Source organism: Microbacterium karelineae, from assembly GCF_009745985.1.
In the GTDB taxonomy this organism is placed as follows: domain Bacteria; phylum Actinomycetota; class Actinomycetes; order Actinomycetales; family Microbacteriaceae; genus Microbacterium; species Microbacterium karelineae.
The window spans coordinates 1-17,068 of sequence record NZ_WFIX01000183.1; the positions used below are offsets into that span (position 1 = coordinate 1).

The 17,068-nt window shown below is 70.9% G+C and carries 12 protein-coding genes; 9 read left to right on the forward strand and 3 right to left on the reverse strand.

The window, feature by feature from the left end; all coding sequences use genetic code 11:
• From GB932_RS10950 to GB932_RS10960, 3 genes are all read left to right on the forward strand, one after another.
• The coding region (locus tag GB932_RS10950; protein ID WP_156760742.1) for a DEAD/DEAH box helicase at positions 1-1,477 on the forward strand (1,477 nt) is incomplete at its 5' end.
• Between the two features lie 141 nt (positions 1,478-1,618).
• Positions 1,619-2,551 (forward strand): aldose 1-epimerase family protein, encoded by a 933-nt coding sequence (locus tag GB932_RS10955; protein ID WP_156760743.1) that lies wholly within the window; start codon positions 1,619-1,621, stop codon positions 2,549-2,551.
• Positions 2,552-2,595: 44 nt separating this feature from the next.
• Positions 2,596-3,636 carry a M15 family metallopeptidase gene (locus tag GB932_RS10960; protein WP_156760744.1) on the forward strand — a complete coding sequence of 347 codons (1,041 nt, stop codon included), beginning with the start codon at positions 2,596-2,598 and terminating at the stop codon, positions 3,634-3,636.
• 28 nt (positions 3,637-3,664) lie between these two features.
• On the opposite strand, the gene GB932_RS10965 is transcribed toward GB932_RS10960, so the two are convergent.
• The gene (locus GB932_RS10965) at positions 3,665-4,651 is read right to left on the reverse strand and encodes a LacI family DNA-binding transcriptional regulator (protein WP_156760745.1); all 987 of its coding nucleotides are present in this window, start codon (positions 4,649-4,651) and stop codon (positions 3,665-3,667) included.
• Between the two features lie 261 nt (positions 4,652-4,912).
• On the opposite strand from GB932_RS10965, the gene GB932_RS10970 reads away from it, so the two are divergent.
• The 5 genes from GB932_RS10970 (at position 4,913) to GB932_RS10990 (ending at position 11,832) form a co-directional block, all read left to right on the forward strand.
• Positions 4,913-6,112, forward strand: coding sequence for an ABC transporter substrate-binding protein (locus GB932_RS10970; RefSeq protein WP_156760746.1), 1,200 nt, complete (start codon positions 4,913-4,915; stop codon positions 6,110-6,112).
• A 68-nt stretch (positions 6,113-6,180) separates the two neighbouring features.
• Positions 6,181-7,071, forward strand: coding sequence for a carbohydrate ABC transporter permease (locus tag GB932_RS10975; protein ID WP_156760747.1), 891 nt, complete (start codon positions 6,181-6,183; stop codon positions 7,069-7,071).
• The gene (locus tag GB932_RS10980) at positions 7,068-7,898 is read left to right on the forward strand and encodes a carbohydrate ABC transporter permease (protein WP_156760748.1); all 831 of its coding nucleotides are present in this window, start codon (positions 7,068-7,070) and stop codon (positions 7,896-7,898) included. The genes GB932_RS10975 and GB932_RS10980 overlap by 4 nt, the downstream gene beginning before the upstream one ends.
• Positions 7,899-7,921: 23 nt before the next feature.
• Positions 7,922-9,574, forward strand: a complete 1,653-nt coding sequence (locus tag GB932_RS10985) for a glycoside hydrolase family 13 protein (RefSeq protein WP_231916136.1) — start codon at positions 7,922-7,924, stop codon at positions 9,572-9,574.
• Complete coding sequence (locus GB932_RS10990; protein ID WP_231916137.1) at positions 9,571-11,832, forward strand: glycoside hydrolase family 3 C-terminal domain-containing protein; 2,262 nt, start codon at positions 9,571-9,573, stop codon at positions 11,830-11,832. The genes GB932_RS10985 and GB932_RS10990 overlap by 4 nt, the downstream gene beginning before the upstream one ends.
• An 84-nt stretch (positions 11,833-11,916) precedes the next feature.
• Here the strand turns inward: GB932_RS10990 and GB932_RS10995 are convergent, their stop codons facing one another.
• Complete coding sequence (locus GB932_RS10995; protein WP_156760750.1) at positions 11,917-14,142, reverse strand: ATP-binding cassette domain-containing protein; 2,226 nt, start codon at positions 14,140-14,142, stop codon at positions 11,917-11,919.
• On the reverse strand, positions 14,139-14,696 hold the full coding sequence (locus GB932_RS11000; protein ID WP_156760751.1) for an ECF transporter S component: 558 nt from the start codon (positions 14,694-14,696) through the stop codon (positions 14,139-14,141). Before GB932_RS11000 ends, GB932_RS10995 begins: the two co-directional genes overlap by 4 nt.
• A gap of 301 nt (positions 14,697-14,997) precedes the next feature.
• Here GB932_RS11000 and recQ point away from each other — a divergent pair, with 301 nt between their 5' ends.
• On the forward strand, positions 14,998-16,992 hold the full coding sequence (recQ, locus tag GB932_RS11005; RefSeq protein ID WP_156760752.1) for a DNA helicase RecQ: 1,995 nt from the start codon (positions 14,998-15,000) through the stop codon (positions 16,990-16,992).
• Positions 16,993-17,068: the final 76 nt, after the last annotated feature.

Here is a 17,068-nt window from a genome sequence, read left to right on the forward strand (position 1 = left end):
GCGCGCTCCGCGCCGTGATGACCGTGGATCGGACCGTCGCTTCGACGGCGATCGCGCCCCGCGCCGCTTCGACCGGGACGACCGTGCGCCGCGCCGTGATGATCGCGGCGACCGCCGCTTCGACCGCGACGCCCGCCCGGCCCGCGAGAACCGCGACGAGCGCCCCGCCCGCGCGCAGCGCGACGGCGAGAAGGCCTGGCAGGACCGTCGCGAGGCCCCGCAGCGCACCGCGCAGCACGAGGAGCGCATCGACGTCGTCCACGAGCGCCTGACGGCCGAGGCCGTCGCCGCCGACGTGGTCGAGGGCCAGAGCTTCGGCGACCTCGGCCTCGGCGAGAACATCTGCCGCGTCCTCGGTGAGATGGGAGCGGCCAGCCCGTTCCCGATCCAGGCCGCGACGATCGGCCCGATCCTCGCGGGCAAGGACGTGCTCGGCCGCGGCCGCACGGGATCCGGCAAGACGATCGCGTTCGGCGCCCCGCTCGTCGAGAGCCTCCTGCGCGCCCGCGACGGCGGAGCCCGCGCATACGGCCGCTCGCCGCAGGCGCTGATCCTCGCCCCGACGCGCGAACTCGCGCTCCAGATCGACCGCACCGTGCAGCCGATCGCGCGCAGCGTCGGCCTGTTCACGACCCAGGTCTACGGCGGCGTGCCCCAGGCGAAGCAGGTCGGCGCGCTCCGGAAGGGCGTCGACATCGTCATCGGCACGCCAGGCCGCATCGAGGACCTGCACAAGCAGGGCAAGCTCGACCTCAGCCAGGTGCGCATCGCCGTCCTCGACGAGGCCGACCACATGTGCGACCTGGGCTTCCTCGAGCCCGTGCAGCGGATCCTCCGCCTCACGAAGGAGGACGGCCAGAAGCTGCTGTTCAGCGCGACTCTCGACCGCGAGGTGTCGGCGCTCGTCGACGAGTTCCTCAAGGACCCGCAGGTGTACGAGGTCTCGGGCGAGGACCAGGACTCGGGCACGATCGACCACCAGGTGCTCGTCGTCGACCAGCGCAGCAAGCGCGACGTCATCGAACAGCTCGCGGGCCGCGAGGGACGCACGATCATCTTCAGCCGCACCCGCGCGTTCGCCGACCAGCTCGTCGACCAGCTCGAGGAAGCGGACATCCGCGCGATCGCGCTGCACGGAGACCTCAACCAGGCCAAGCGCACACGCAACATCGAGCGCTTCTCGCAGGGCCGGATCCGCGTGCTCGTCGCGACCGACGTCGCCGCGCGCGGGATCCACGTCGACGACGTCGACCTCGTGGTGCAGGCCGACGCGCCCGACGAGTACAAGACGTACCTGCACCGCTCGGGCCGCACGGGCCGCGCGGGCCGAGCGGGTCGCGTCGTCACGCTGATCCCGCGCAATCGCCGCCGCCGCATGGCGGAGCTGCTGAGCCGCGCCGAGATCGACGCGCCGTTCCGCGACGCCCAGCCGGGCGACGTCGTGATCGACGAGATCGCGGGCGCTGCGGTCGCCTGACCCGGTCGCCGAACGAGGGGGCCTCGTGAGATGGGGATCCGCATCGCGGGTCCACCCTGTCCTGCGAGGCCTCCTCTTCTCGTTCCGGCGCCCGGCGACACGGTGCGAAACGCGCGCGAGGCGGTGCGCAACAATAGGGGAATGCCTCATACTCCCGTCGATCCGACAGGTCAGCAGATCCACCTCACCCGCGGGGACGTCACCGCGCACATCGCGCAGGTCGGCGCCGCGCTGCGCGGGCTCACGGTCGACGGCACCGCCGTCGTCACCCCGTACCCCGAGCACACGGCGACCCCGTTCGGCTCGGGATCGGTGCTCGTGCCGTGGCCGAATCGGATCCGCGACGGACGCTGGGCGCAGACCGACCCGCACGGCGCCGAGTACGACGAGCAGCTCGCCCTGACAGAGCCGAAGCTCGACAACGCGATCCACGGCCTCCTCCGCTACACGCCGTACGTGATCGAACAGGGCGAGGGATCCGCGACGCTGACGGCGACCGTCGTGCCGCAGAAGGGCTACCCGTTCGCGCTCGTCACGCAGGTCGTCTACGAGCTCACCGACGACGGGATCCGCGTGACGCACCGCCTCACGAACGTCGGCGCCGACGCGGCGCCCGCGGGCGTCGGCACGCACCCCTTCTTCTTCATCGAGGGCGTCGACCCGAAGGAGCTGCGCCTCACGCTCCCCGCGTCGACGTGGTTCGAGGTCGATGAGCGCCTGCTCCCGACGGGCGAGAAGCCCGTCCGCGACGAGACCGACCTGCGAGACGGCGCCCGCCTCGGCGACGTCGACCTCGACACCGCCTTCGGCACGCTCTCCCGTGACGCCGACGGCCTCGCCGGCACGACGCTCGAGTCGCCCGACGGGCAGAAGGTCACGATCTGGCAGGACGAGAGCTTCGACTACCTGCAGGTCTTCACGACCGACGGCTACCCCGGCCAGGAGTATGCGGTCGCGGTCGAGCCCATGACGATGCCGCCCGAGGCGTTCAACTCCGGCCAGGGTCTGCGTTGGATCGAGCCCGGCGACACGTGGGAGCTCAGCTGGGGCGTCGCCTACGGACGCGCCGAGTAGGCGGGACCACCGGTGCGGCGGCGTCGAGCGATGACAATGGTGGTGTGACGATCGCACAGCCCGAGTCCACGCGGCGCGCGGAGCGTCGGCGGCGCATCACGCGCCGCCGACGCCGAGCCGTCGCGACCGCCGCCGCGACGCTCTCCGCGTGCGCGATGCTCGTCGCCGGCGCGATCCTCACGTCCGGCGGCGACGACACGGCCGGCGGCGACCGCGCCCAGGCGCACGCGCCGCTCGGATCCCCCGCCCCGCTGGATCCGACGGCCGAGGCCGCGAGCGACGACGATGTCCGAGGGATCCCGCTCCGCGAGGAGGACCTCGACGACCCGACCGACGCCGACGAGACGGATGGGGTCGACGAGGCCGACGAGTTCTGCACCTCGGAGGTCACGGATGCGATCGCGACGGGCGATCCCGAGGCGGTCGTCGTGGCCGCGGGCGGCGGCGAGGCGTTCCGCGACGGCGTCGTCGCGGGCCGCGCGAGCAGATGCATTGCCCTGAACCACCCCGCATGGGACTGGGTCGTCGTCAACAAGCAGCGCCCCGTCGAGCCGATCGACTATGCGCCCGATGTGATCGCGCCCGCGACCTACAGCCCCATCGGCGCCCACCTGGATCCGGCCGCCGCTGCGGCCCTCGACGCGATGGTGGACGCCGCGCGCGACGCCGGCGCGGGCGACATCGGCCTCGAGAGCGGATACCGCTCCTACGACACGCAGACCGATTCGTACAACGCGCAGGTCGGCCTGCGCGGCAGCATCGCAGAGGCCGACCTCACCTCCGCGCGTCCCGGATACAGCGAGCACCAGCTCGGCCTCGCCGCCGATCTCGTCGCCTGCGACGGCGCCTCCTGCGGCACGATGTATGAGTTCGGCGCGTCGCCCCAGGGCGCCTGGGTCGCGGACAACGCCTGGCGCTACGGCTGGATCGTCCGCTACGAGGCCCACACGACAGGCACGACCGGCTATGAGGCCGAGCCGTGGCATCTGCGCTACGTCGGCGTCGAGCTCGCAACCGCGTACGCCGAGGGTGGTTACGACACCTACGAGGAGTTCTGGGAGCTCCCCGCGGCCCCGGAGTACTGAGCGGGGATCTCGGACGGACGCGGGCGCCTCACGGGCGTGTGGTCTGGGAAGGCGAGACCAATTGCGGGGCGACCAGATGCGAGACCGCACCGTTGCCCTCGAGCTGGTTGACAAGTGCATCGATCGAGGCCGCCGCGATGGTGTCGATCGGGTTGACGATCCGTGGGAACGGGCTGGCATCGTCGCCCTCGAGGCCAGAGCTTCCGAACTCGATGACATCGCTCCGTGGATCGGCGCCGAGAATCGAGCAGAACTGGCCGGGGAGGCCTTCGAGGCGATCCAGTCTGCTGGAGAACGCCAACCCAGTCACGCCTGTGTTCTCGATGAGCTCGGCGAGCGCTGACCGGTCGGTGGTCTGGTCATCGACCGGGTGGTACTCGGTGAGGGCGAGGTCGAGGGTGTCGGCGGCTTCGCGGAAGCCGCGGATGATCCGGTCGACATAGAGCTGTCCGGACTCCACCTCGACCGCACGCGGTCCGAGATGGAGGACCCGGGTGTGGCCGGAGTTCTTGAGATGGGTCAGGGCGATCACTGCCGCGCGACGGAAGTCATAGTCGACGAATGCCAGCGCGCCTTCTGTCGGCTCACCCAGCGCGACCGCCGGGAACTGCATCTGCTCGACGGCGGGGATCCGGGGGTCGCTCCGTATGACGGACATCAGCACGATCCCGTCCGCCCGCTGGGCGCGGGCGAGCTCGCGAACGGCGTCCGCCGAGCCGGATGATTCCACCGAGACCAGAAGGTCGTATCCCCGGCGGCGAGCCGAGAGGGTGAGCTGCATGAGGTAGAAGCCCACCCAGCTGTGACGGCTGGCTTCATGATCGAGGATCGACAGGGCGAGGATCCCGCTTCGTCCGGCGCGCAGCGCCTGCGCGGCAGCTCGCGGGGCATAGTCGAGCTCGCGAATCGCCGCATCGATCCGAGCCCGGACATCGTCGGAGATCGGGCGCGCGCCGCTCAGCGCGTAGGAGACGGTGCTCTGGGAGACCCCGGCGCGCATCGCGACATCGTTCATCGAAGGGGCCGGTCGCCGCCCACGGTGCCTCACGACGTTCTCCTCCTCACGTGACCTTCTCGGTCTCGGGCCGGTCGAAACGAATCGATTATGTCACCCAGAGCTTTCCGCTGTGTAACGGAACGCCGTGTCAGGTAAAACTCCTGTCTCACATGGGCTCTCGGCCACGCGGCAACACGCGGAGCGCCTAGATTATTCATCGATACGAATCGACGATCAGTCTCCGCCTCACGTCATCCGTCCCAAAGAGAGACCACCACCATGTACCGCAATCCCCTCCTTCGTCGCACCACCGTCGCGGGCATCGCTGTGCTGTCCGCCAGCGCACTGCTCGCCGCCTGCGGCGGATCCACGCCCGGCAGCGACGGCGCCCGCGACACCGTCACCGTCTGGACCGGACTGCCCTACGACACCTTCCAGGAGCCCAATGTCAGAGCCTTCGCCGCGTGTGAGGAGGAGACCGGCATCACCGCCGAGCTCGCCGACTTCCCGGCTGGGGAGCTGACCGCCCAAGCGCTCAGAGCCGCCACCTCAGGTGACCTCCCCGGCCTGCTCTACCTCGAGGGCACGGACCTGAGCCGCATCGTCGAGACCGGCCTCCTGACGCCGCTGTCCGACTACGGCATCACCGGTGGCGACTACTCCCAGACCGTCCAGGACATGGGCTCGATCGACGACGAGCTCTACGGCATCGCCCCTGGCGTCAACACCGTTGCGGTCCTCTACAACAAGGACCTCTTCGCCGCGAACGGCGTCGAGATCCCCACCACATACGCCGAGTTCCGCGCGGTGGCTCAGAGCGTCAGCGACGAGGAGACCACCGGCTTCTCTCTGGCCGCCGACACCGGAACGGGGCCCTACGTGTTCCTCCCGTACCTGCTCGGGGCGGGCGGCGATCCCGCCGACCTGGACACCCCGGAGGCGGCGACCGCCCTGCAGCTGTGGGTCGATCTCGTTGCGGACGGAAGCGCCCCGAAATCGGCCATCACGATGGGCTGGGACGCCCAGGACGCGTTCCGCGAGGGCAAGGCCGCCATGGTCATGGCCGGTTCCTGGATGTTCGCAGAGGACCTGCCCTTCGAGGTCGGCGCGTTCGCCGTCCCGACGCCCGATGGCACCGGAGACCCGGTGTCGCCGATCGGCGCCGAGCTGTGGACCATCCCCGCGACGGGGGAGGAGACGCAGCAGAACGCGGCGGCCCTGCTGAAGTGCCTCACCAACGACGAGAACTCGCTGGAGATGGCCCAGGCCTCACACCGCACGCCGTCGAAGACCACGATCACCCAGGCCTACCTCGACCAGTTCCCGGACGAGCAGACGCTGATCGACCTGATCGACCACGCCTACCTCCGCGACCCGGAGACGACGGGCGCCGAGTCCGAGGTGCTGGCCACCGCCATCCAGGACAGCCTCGCCAACGGAACGGCCCCGGCCGACGCGCTCGCGGCGGCATCCGAGTAGTCCCTCCCCGCAGGACCGGCTGGCCGCGGCGCAATCCGTCGCGGCCCGCCGATCCGGAAAGGCAGCGCATGCGCTCCCGACTCACCCTCGATCGACGCGATCGTCTCGGACACGCCCTCTTCGTGATCCCGGCGTTCGTCTACATTCTGATGTTCTTCGGCTACCCGCTCGCGAAGAACGTCTGGATGAGCTTCGTCGACTTCCGCACGGCCACGTTCGTCACCGGCGAGGCCCCCTGGGTCGGGCTGCAGAACTACCGTGAGGTCCTCGACCTCGCGGTCCTCCCGACCGCAACGGTCAACACGCTCCTGATCACCGCGGTCACGGTGGCGTCGCAGCTGGTCATCGGGCTCGCGCTGGCGACGTTCTTCACGCGGAGCTTTCCCGGAGCCAGGCTGCTGTCCGGCGTCATCCCGCTGCCCTGGCTCCTTCCGCTGGTCACCACGGCCGCCATCTGGCAGTGGCTGCTGCGCGACGACGGCCCCCTGGTCCGGCTGCTCGGACCGCTGACCGGCGCCGGGTCGCCGCTGGCTGACCCTGGACGCGCCCTCGCCGCTCTCATCGGCGTGAACATCTGGCTGGGCATACCGTTCTACGTCATCATCCTCACCGCCGCGCTGCAGAACGTGCCCGTCGACCAGCTGGAGGCCGCCGGTCTCGACGGCGCGGGACCGTGGCGTCGGTTCGTACACGTCACGATCCCGAGCATCCGTCCGCAGCTCGCGGTCTCGACCACACTCACCGTCATCTACACCCTCAAGGTCCTGGAGCTGCCGCTCATCCTCACCGGCGGCGGCCCGGCCAATGCCACCCAGACGCTGGGCACGGTGGCCTACAACCTCTCGTTCGAGAAGTTCGAGTTCGGCCAGGGCGCGGCGGTCGGCAATCTGCTGATGCTGGTCACCCTCGTCTTCGCCCTGCTGTACGTCGTCCAGGCAACGCGAGGGGAGCAGCGATGAGCACTTCGACAGGAATCACGCGCAGGCGAGGCGGACTCCTCGCGACGCTCGTCGGCATCGTGGTCGTGGCGGCGTTCCTCTACCCGATCTACTGGCTGGTCAGCGCCTCGCTGCAGCCGGGGACCTCGCCGTCTTCGGTCAGGGCGATCCCGCGGTCCATCGACCTCGCGTCGTACTCGATGGCCATGGCCGACCAGGGCGGCAACATCCTGACCAGCCTGATGGTCGCCATCGGGGCCGCGCTGCTCACGATCGCGATCGCGACTCCCGCCGCGTTCGGTCTGTCGCGCCTGCGCAGCCGGTTCGTCGACGTCGTCCTGATCACGATGTTCGTGGCCCAGATCGTGCCCCCGATCGTGCTCACCAACTCGATCTACACGATGTTCAACAGCGTGGGGCTGGTGAACACCCTGCCCGGCCTGATCCTCGCCAACGCCAGCGGCACCCTGCCGTTCGCGATCCTGCTGCTGCGGTCGTTCATGCTCGAGCTCGACCCCGAGGTGCTCGAGGCGGCACGGCTCGACGGTGCGGGGAAGCTGAGTTCGTTCGTCCTCATCGTGCTGCCGCTCTCACGCAACGCCATGGTCGCCGTGGGTGTCTTCGGCTTCCTGGCCGGCTGGGGCGACTTCCTCTTCGCGATCACTCTGACCACAGGCACGGAGCTGCGGACGATGACCGTCGGCATCTTCCAGTACCTCAGCTCGCCCAATGTGCCCTGGAGCGTCGTGATGGCCACCAGCGTCCTCGCGAGCCTCCCGGCCGTGCTCCTGCTCCTGCTGGCCCAGCGCTCCCTGCGCGCGGGCCTGGGCGCAGGGTCCGGCAAATGAGCCATCTCTCCCCGGAAGGATCCATGTCTCACTCCATCCCCGCCGCCGACACGTCTGAGTGGTGGCGCACCGCCGTCATCTACCAGGTCTACCCGCGCTCGTTCGCCGACTCCGACGGCGACGGCATCGGCGACCTTCCCGGCGTCACCGCCCGCCTCGACGCGCTGGCTGCGCTCGGGGTCGACGCGGTGTGGCTCTCGCCGTTCTATCCCTCGCCGCAGAACGACGCGGGGTACGACGTCGCCGACTACTGCGACATCGAGCCGGCATACGGCACGTTGGCCGACTTCGACGCACTCCTCGCACGCGCGCACGACCTCGGGATGAAGATCATCGTCGACCTCGTGCCCAATCACTCCTCGAGCGCGCATCGCTGGTTCCAGGAGGCGCTCGCGTCCGCGCCCGGGAGCCCCGAACGGGCGCGCTATCTCTTCCGCGCCGGGCGCGGTCCCGAGGGGGCGCAGGCGCCCAACAACTGGCAGTCGTGCTTCGGCGGACCCGCCTGGACCCGGGTCGTCGAGCCCGACGGGACACCTGGCGAGTGGTACCTCCACCTCTTCGACAGCTCCCAGCCGGACTTCGACTGGAGCAACACGTGGGTGCGCGAGCGGTTCCGCGAGATCCTCCGCTTCTGGCTCGACCGGGGTGTCGACGGCTTCCGGGTCGACGTCGCCCACGGTCTGATCAAGGAGGACGGCCTGCCGGACAACCCGGCCGGGCCGGATGACTTCTTCGCGCCGACGCCGTTCTGGGCGCAGGACGAGGTGCACGACGTCTACCGCGACTGGCGCGAGGTGCTCGAGGAGTACGACGGCGACCGGATGATGTGCGGCGAGGTCTGGGTCACCCCGCTGAGCAAGCTCGCGACCTGGGTGCGCCCGGACGAGATGCACCAGGCCTTCAACTTCGTCTATCTCTCGACTGCCTGGGACGCGGCCGCACTGCGGACCTCGATCGACGACTCGCTCGCGGCGTTTCACGAGGTCGGCGCGCCGAGCACGTGGGTCCTGTCCAACCACGACGTCGTGCGCCACGCGACCCGGCTGGGCTTCGCGCCCGATGCCTGGCTCTTCCACGGCATCGGCCCGGCCACCGACGGCCTGCCCGACCCGGCGCTGGCTCTGAAGAGGGCACGGGCGGCGATCCTGCTGATGCTCGCCCTGCCCGGCTCGGCCTACCTCTACCAGGGCGAGGAGCTCGGCCTTCCCGAGGCGGTCGACATCCCGGACGAGGCTCGGCAGGACCCCGCCTGGCACCGCACGGGCGGCGAGCGCTACGGCCGCGACGGATGCCGGGTGCCCATCCCGTGGGACGCCGACTCCCCGGCATACGGATTCAACGAGACCGGCGCCAGCTGGTTGCCGCAGCCCAGCGACTGGGCGGTGTACGCCCGCGACGTCCAGGAGCAGGACCCGGCGTCGACGCTGTCCCTCTATCGCGCGGCGCTCGCGCTGCGTCGCACCTACGTGCTCGGCTCTGGCACCCTGCGCTGGGCCGACGAATCAGACGAGGACGTGCTGATCTTCGGCAACGGGGAGGTGCGGGTGGTCGCCAACCTGAGCGCCGTCGGCGTGCCCCTTCCTGAGGGCTTCGAGGTGGTCGTCCGCTCCGGCGGCGTCGGCCCCGTTCTCGGGCCCGACGAAGCGGCCTGGCTGGTGTCTGCGGGGCGTTCGTGACCACGGGCCTGAGCGACCTCGATGCGTACATCGCTCGGCTGACACTCGCCGAGAAGGCCTCCCTGGCCAGCGGTGCGAGCTTCGACACCACCACGCCGCTGCCCCGGACCGGGCTGCCGTCGATCGTGCTGACGGACGGCCCCCACGGGGTGCGGATGCCGAGTGCTCAGGCAGACCATCTGGGCATCGGCGAGAGCGTCCAGGCCACCTGCTTCCCGCCGGCTGTCACGCTCGGCTCGACGTTCGACCCCGAACTGCTCGAGCGCGTCGGCGCGGCGCTCGGAGAGGAGGCACGCGCCGAGGGCGTGGGGGTGCTGCTCGGTCCGGGCATCAACATCAAGCGCTCGCCGCTGTGCGGACGCAACTTCGAGTACCTCTCCGAGGACCCACTGGTCTCAGGCGTGCTCGGCGCCGCTCTGGTCAGGGGACTCCAGTCTCAGGGCGTGGGGGCGTCGCTGAAGCACTTCGCCGCCAACAACCAGGAGACCGACCGGCTCCGGGTCTCGGTCGACATCGACCCGCGGCCGCTGCGCGAGATCTACCTGCGCGGTTTCCAGCGGGTGGTCGAGGAAGCCAGTCCGTGGACGGTGATGTGCTCCTACAACCGCATCAACGGGACCTACGCCAGCCAGGACCCGTGGCTGCTCACGACAGTGCTGCGCGACGAGTGGGGCTTCGACGGCCTCGTGGTCTCCGATTGGGGCGCGGTCGAGGACCGGGTCGCGGGGATCCGGGCCGGGCTCGACCTCGAGATGCCGGGCGGCGACGGCCGCAACGACGCTCGGATCCTCACGGCAGTCGAGTCGGGAGAGCTGGACGAGCGGGACCTCGACACGGCAGTGCGGCGCACCGTCCAGCTCGTGGAGCGGGTCACCCGTGGCGCCGATCCGGAGTCCGCCTACGACGTCGAGGCGCACCATGCCCTCGCCCGCGAGGCGGCGGCGCGCGGCGTCGTTCTTCTGCAGAACGAGGAGGATATCCTGCCGCTCGCCGACACGGACACTGTCGCAGTGCTCGGTGAGTTCGCCCGCACGCCGCGCTATCAGGGGGCGGGATCGTCGCTGATCAACCCGACCCGGCTCGACAGCGCGCTCGGCGAGATCGAGCGGATCGCCGGCGCCGGGCGGGTCACCTTCGCGCCGGCATTCACACTCGACGCCGACCTGGTGCGCGACGAGGTCCTCGCGTCTGAGGCGGTCGCCGTGGCAGCTGCTGCGCCGGTCGTGCTGCTCTTCCTCGGGCTCCCGGACCGCGACGAGTCGGAGGGGTATGACCGGGAGCATCTCTCGCTGCCGGCGAACCAGCTGGCGCTGCTCGATGCCGTGCGGACCGTGAATTCTCGGGTTGTCGTGGTGCTCTCCCACGGCGGCGTGGTCGAGCTGCCGTTTGCCGACGACGTGCCCGCGATCGTCGAGGGCTGGCTCGGCGGCCAGGCCGGCGGCGGAGCGATCGCCGACGTCCTCTATGGCAAGGTCAATCCGTCTGGGCGGCTCGCCGAGACGATTCCGATGCGGATCGAGGACACCCCCGCCTACCTCGACTTTCCCGGCGAGTTCGGCCATGTCCGCTACGGCGAGGGACTCTTCGTCGGTTACCGGTGGTACGACGCGCGATCCACCGCGGTGCGCTTCCCGTTCGGCCACGGACTGTCCTACACGACCTTCGCCTACTCGGAGCCGCGGGTGACCGTCGACTCGTTCGGAATCCAGGTGGTCGTCGCGGTCACCAATACCGGCGCCCGTGCAGGACGCGAGGTCGTCCAGCTCTATGTATCGAGGCCGGAATCCGGTGTCCGGCGTCCACCGCGCGAGCTGAAGGGCTTTGCCGTTGTCGATCTGGAGCCCGGGGAGAGCCGGGAGATCACCCTCACGGCCCGCCGCGCCGACCTCGCCCACTGGGACCTGCAGGTCGAGGACTGGGTCGTCGAGGACGGGCCCTATATCGTGGCGGTCGGCTCCTCGAGCCGCGACCTGCGTGCCACCGCCCTCGTCGACGTGGAGGGGGATCGCGTGCACCTGCCGCTGATGATGAGCTCGACGGTGGCCGAGCTGCTCGACAACCCCGTCACCGCGCCTGTCGTCGGCGAGGCGCTGCGCCAGATGGACAGCGCGATCATGGCCGACGAGGAGGGGCTGGTGAAGCTGATCGGATCCATGCCGATCAGCCGTTGGATCGCCTTCCCGGAGAGCCCCCTGGACCGCCATCAGATCGAGGGACTCATCTTCGAGGCGAACGCGTCGGGCGAGGAGAATCCGTGACCGTCGCCCACCGGACAGCGCTGAGACGGGCCGGCCGAGATTCGAGCGCCTCTTCTCCTCGGCCACGCGCCGTCAGGATCCGGCTCAGCGGAAAAGGGACATCCCCTGATCGGCGACCGCCGGTATGACGAAGCCCGCGGCGGTGAGGATCCACGCCCCGACGACGCAGGCCGTGTCGCGGGGGCGCCAGCGGATCACCCGCCGCTCGGTGCGGGTGGGGTGGGCGCCGAAGGCGCGCGCATCCATCGCGAGCGCGACGCGCTCGGCGTGCCGGATCCCGCTCGCCAGCAGCGGGACGAGGAGGCCCACTGCGGCGATCGGGCCGCGGGCCGCGGATCCGCGCACGCGGCGAGCCGAGCGGATCACGTCCAGCTCGTATCGGAATCGCGGCACGAAGCGCAGGGCCGCGAGCGCCGCGTATCCGATGCGGTAGGGGATCCGCAGCTGCGCCACGAAGGCGCGCACGGTGTCGACGCCATCGCTCGTCATGCCGGGTACGAGGGCGAGCGCGAGCAGTGCGGCGAGGCGGAGGGCGGTCGCGATGCCGGCCTCGAGCCCGCTCCACAGCCCGAATCCGGCGGCGAGGATCACGACGATCGCGGGCAGCGTCACGCCGAGCCACAACGCGATCCTCCGCGTGAGGCGGGTGCCGGCCAACAGTGCGACGTACGCGAGGGCGAGGAAGATCGCGGGCGTCAGCGCATCGCGTGTGAGCACCAGGCCGATCATCGCCGGGATCACCGCCGCGAACGTCGCGAGCGGGTTCAGCGCGTCGAGCGCGTACCGGCGCCGTCGCGGCATCGCGCCGGAACGGGATGCCATCGGAGCCGGCGCGCCTCCGGGGCCGCGGACGGTGGCGACCGACGCATCGGCGTCCGGATCCGGCGCCGCCATCTCGATCACGTGCGTGGCATGGCGCTCGACGAGGCGGCGGTCGTGTGTGACCACCACGATCGTCGTGCCCTCCTGGTGGAGGTCCTCGAGCATGGTGGTGAGCGCCTCGGCGCGGATCGCGTCCTGCCCGTAGAGCGGCTCGTCGAGCACGAGCACGCCGCCGGGAGGCATCGCGATGAGCGCGGTGCCGACGGAGAGCCGACGCTTCTGACCGCCGGAGAGCCGCGAGGGATGCTGCTCGGCGTAGGCGGTGAGGCCGATCCGGTCGAGCATGTGGCTGACGCGATCGTCGACCGCGGCGGCCGGCAGGCGCAGGGGGCGCAGGTCGTGCGCGAGCTCGTCGCGCACTGTGTGGGCGACGAACTGGTGTTCGGGATTCTGGAACACGAAGCGGACGTGCCGCCCGCGCCGCCGCGCCCGCCACGGATCCGCCCCATCGACGCGCACCTCGCCGCGCGAGACGGGGATCACCCCGGCGAGGGCCTGCGCGAGCGTCGTCTTGCCCGCGCCGTTCGGCCCGACGACGGCGGTGAAGGATCCGCGGGGGATGTCGACCGAGACGCCGCTCAGCACATCCCGCCCGCCGCGGGTGACGGCGATGTCGCGCGCCGTGACGATCGGATCCGCTCCGGGGCCGGCGTCGCGGCGCCCGCGCGACGCGAGCTCCGGAACCACGACGCCGAGGGCGCGCAGCGCATCGGAGCGATCGGGGAGGACCTCGTCCGGCGGGCCGTCGACGGCGAGGGATCCGTCGTGATCGAGGACGAGCACCCGCGTCGCGAGCGGGAGCGCCGCGGCGAGGTCGTGCTCGACGAGGAGGATCGAGCGCTCGCCGTCGGCGACGAGCTCACGCAGCGCGGTGTAGACCTCGGCGACGCCGTCCGGATCCAGGTTCGCGGTCGGCTCGTCGAGCACGATCAGGGCGGGGCGCATCGCCAGCGCGCAGGCGATCGCGAGCCGCTGCCGGCCGCCGCCGGACAGCGCGGACGGATCCTCGTCCCGCCGCTCCCACAGGCCGACCCGGCCCAGCGCCTCCTTCGCTCGGGACTCGATCTCGGCCACGGTCAGGCGCAGGTTCTCGAGGGCGAAGGCCACTTCATCGCGCACGGACCCCGTGACGACCTGCGCGTCGGGATCCTGGAACACCATCCCGACGTGGGCGCCGAGCCGCGCGGGCGGCTCGTCGGACGTCGCCATGCCGCCGACGGTCACGGATCCCGTCACCGCGGCGTCGACGGCGTGGGGGATCAGCCCGTTCGTCGCGAGCGCGAGCGTCGACTTGCCGGATCCGCTCGGTCCCGCGAGCAGCACCACCTCGCCCCGGGCGATCGTGAACGACACATCGCGGATCGCCGGACGATCCGCGCCGGCGTGCGTCACGCTCACGTGCGAGAGCGCGACGAGCGGATCCGTCACCGCCTGACGCGGCGCTGCGGCGCGGCGCCGGCCCGTTCGAGGGATCGGCCGACGGCGAGGCCGGCGAGAGTCCAGGCGACGGGCCCGAGGACCGACAGGGCGAGGTAGGCGATGCGCGCCCACGGGGGCAGCTGTGCGAGATCCGCGGCCATCCACACGACGACCGCGATGCCCGCTCCGATCACGACGGCGGACAGGGTGAAGCGCCACCAGCCCCACGCGCGGTACCGGAACGCGGCGGCGACGAGTTCCTGGACGCCGCCGAACAGCAGGGCCGTGCCGAGGAACTGCAGCGCGTAGACGGGCGCGATCGCGCTGCTCACGAGCGCCGCGAGCACATGCGCGAGGAGGGCGACCCACGGCCCGCGGAACAGCTCCTGGGCGATGATGCCGGGCAGCACGTGCACACCGAGCAGGAACCCGTAGAGGAAGGGGGCCGCCGCGAGGACGGGGACCGTGAGCCAGCCCTCGATGCCGCCGACGAGGCCGGTCGCGACGCCGATAGCGGCGCAGACGAGCAGCACGCGCGTCGAGAGGGCGGAGGGGTGGGGCACATCCCGAGCCTACGGCGCGCGGCCCACGGGGAGCGCTCCTGCATGCGGATCCGCCGAGAAAGTGAGGATCCCCTAACTTAGGGATGGTCCCCGGGTACCCCTGGTAACGAATTGCTCTCGACTTCCGCGGAATCGGGGCGCGGCGTACGTGATCGTCCCAGTCAGGTGGATAATCGAAGCGTGGGCAGCGCATCCCCATACTCGAGGCCGGCTCTCCGTCGTGAGAGCCGGCCTCCGTATGTGCGGGGCACTGTCCACAGGCTCGGAACGGCTGTCGGTCGTCGCTCGTAGGCTGGAGGGTATGACGCAGCCGCACGCACAGGATCCCGATGACGGCTGGATTCCTCCGGAGGAGCCGCCGGACGACCTCTACGTCGAGTACGCGGGCGGCGAGATCGAGTGGGCGGATCCGTTCGCGCCGAGCGGCGAGGAGCCGCCGCCCGATGCCGCACAGGCCGCGGCTTCGCAGCGTGCGGCTCGCCCGCCGCGCCATGCGACGGCGCTCGAAGCGCTGCAGACGGTCTACGGCTTCGAGGCTTTCCGCGGCGACCAGGCTGAGATCGTCGATCAGGTCGTGGGCGGAGGCGACGCGATCGTGCTCATGCCCACGGGCGGCGGCAAGAGCGTCTGCTATCAGGTTCCCGCGCTGGTGCGCGAGGGCACGGGCCTCGTCGTCTCGCCGCTCATCGCCCTCATGCACGACCAGGTCGAGGCGCTCCGCGCGAACGGCGTCGCGGCGGCGTACCTCAACTCGACGCAGTCGCCGCACGAGCGGGCGGACGTCGAGCGGGCCTATATCGCGGGCGAGCTCGACCTCATCTACGTCGCGCCCGAGCGGCTCAGCAGTCCGCAGACGCGCGCACTCCTCGCGCGCGGGACGCTCAGCGTCATCGCGATCGACGAGGCGCACTGCGTCAGTCAGTGGGGCCATGACTTCCGCCCCGACTACCTCGCGCTGGGCGAGCTCGGCGAACAGTTCCCCGGCGTCCCGCGCGTCGCGCTGACGGCCACGGCCACGCGCGAGACGCACCGCGAGATCACCGAGCGCCTGCACCTCGAAGGCGCGCGCCACTTCGTCGCGAGCTTCGACCGGCCGAACATCCAGTACCGGATCGAGCCGAAGGTCGAGGCGCGTCGTCAGCTGCTGCAGTTCATCCGCGCACAGCCCGAGCGGTCGGCGGGCATCGTCTACGCGCTGAGCCGCAAGTCCGTGGAGCAGACGGCGACGTATCTCGCGGGGCAGGGGATCGACGCGATCCCGTACCACGCGGGCCTGCCGGCCGAGACGCGCGCCGCGCACCAGGGGCGGTTCCTCCGGGAGGACGGCGTCGTCGTGGTCGCGACGATCGCGTTCGGCATGGGAATCGACAAGCCCGATGTCCGCTTCGTCGCGCACATCGACCTGCCGAAGTCGGTCGAGGGCTACTACCAGGAGACGGGCCGCGCGGGCCGCGACGGAGAGCCGAGCGTCGCATGGATGGCGTACGGGCTGGGTGACGTCGTGCAGCAGCGGCGCATGATCCAGCAGGGCGAGGGCGACCGCACACTCAAGATGCGCCAGCAGCAGCACCTCGACGCGATGCTCGCCCTGTGCGAGACCGTGGCGTGCCGGCGTCAGAACCTGCTCGCCTACTTCGGCCAGGAGTCGGCGCCGTGCGGAAACTGCGACACATGCCTCGAGCCGCCTGAGACATGGGATGGCCTCGTGGCCGCGCAGAAGCTGATGTCGACGATCGTGCGGCTCCAGCGCGAGCGGGGCCAGTCGTTCGGCGCGGGGCACCTCATCGACATCCTCCGCGGCAAGGAGAACGAGCGGATCACGCGCTTCCGGCACGACCAGCTCTCGACGTTCGGCATCGGCGACGACCTGTCCGAGCAGGACTGGCGCAGCGTGATCCGCCAGCTGCTCGCCCGCGCGCTCCTCGCCCCGCAGGGCGAATACAACACGCTCGCCGTCACGCCCGAGTCCGCCGGCGTCCTGCGCGGCGAGACGCCCGTGCCGCTGCGCCGCGACGTCATCGGACGCCGCACACGGACCGCGGCGAAGAAGTCGACGGCGGCGGATACGCTGGCGCCCGAGGACCGCGGGCTGTTCGAGGCGCTGCGCGAGTGGCGTGCCGCGCAGGCGCGCGAGCAGGGCGTGCCCGCCTACATCGTGTTCGGCGACGCCACGCTGCGCGCGCTGGCCGAGCATCGCCCAGCGAACCTCGGCGCGCTCGACGGCATCACGGGGATCGGCGCGAAGAAGCGCGACGCCTACGGGCAGCAGGTGCTGGAGGTCATCGCGGCGGCGTGATGACTGAGGGGCGCACCGATCGACAAACGGTGCGCCCCTCGCGTCCCCTCCTGATTGTCCGCGGGTGACAAACATG

Bases quoted from the DNA above. Each gene is read 5' to 3' on its own strand.
- GB932_RS10955 (WP_156760743.1), top strand. From the start codon at position 1,619: ATGCCTCATACTCCCGTCGATCCGACAGGTCAGCAGATCCACCTCACC.
- GB932_RS10965 (WP_156760745.1), bottom strand. From the start codon at position 4,651: ATGAACGATGTCGCGATGCGCGCCGGGGTCTCCCAGAGCACCGTCTCC.
- GB932_RS10970 (WP_156760746.1), top strand. From the start codon at position 4,913: ATGTACCGCAATCCCCTCCTTCGTCGCACCACCGTCGCGGGCATCGCT.
- GB932_RS10975 (WP_156760747.1), top strand. From the start codon at position 6,181: ATGCGCTCCCGACTCACCCTCGATCGACGCGATCGTCTCGGACACGCC.
- GB932_RS10980 (WP_156760748.1), top strand. From the start codon at position 7,068: ATGAGCACTTCGACAGGAATCACGCGCAGGCGAGGCGGACTCCTCGCG.
- GB932_RS10985 (WP_231916136.1), top strand. From the start codon at position 7,922: ATGTCTCACTCCATCCCCGCCGCCGACACGTCTGAGTGGTGGCGCACC.
- recQ (WP_156760752.1), top strand. From the start codon at position 14,998: ATGACGCAGCCGCACGCACAGGATCCCGATGACGGCTGGATTCCTCCG.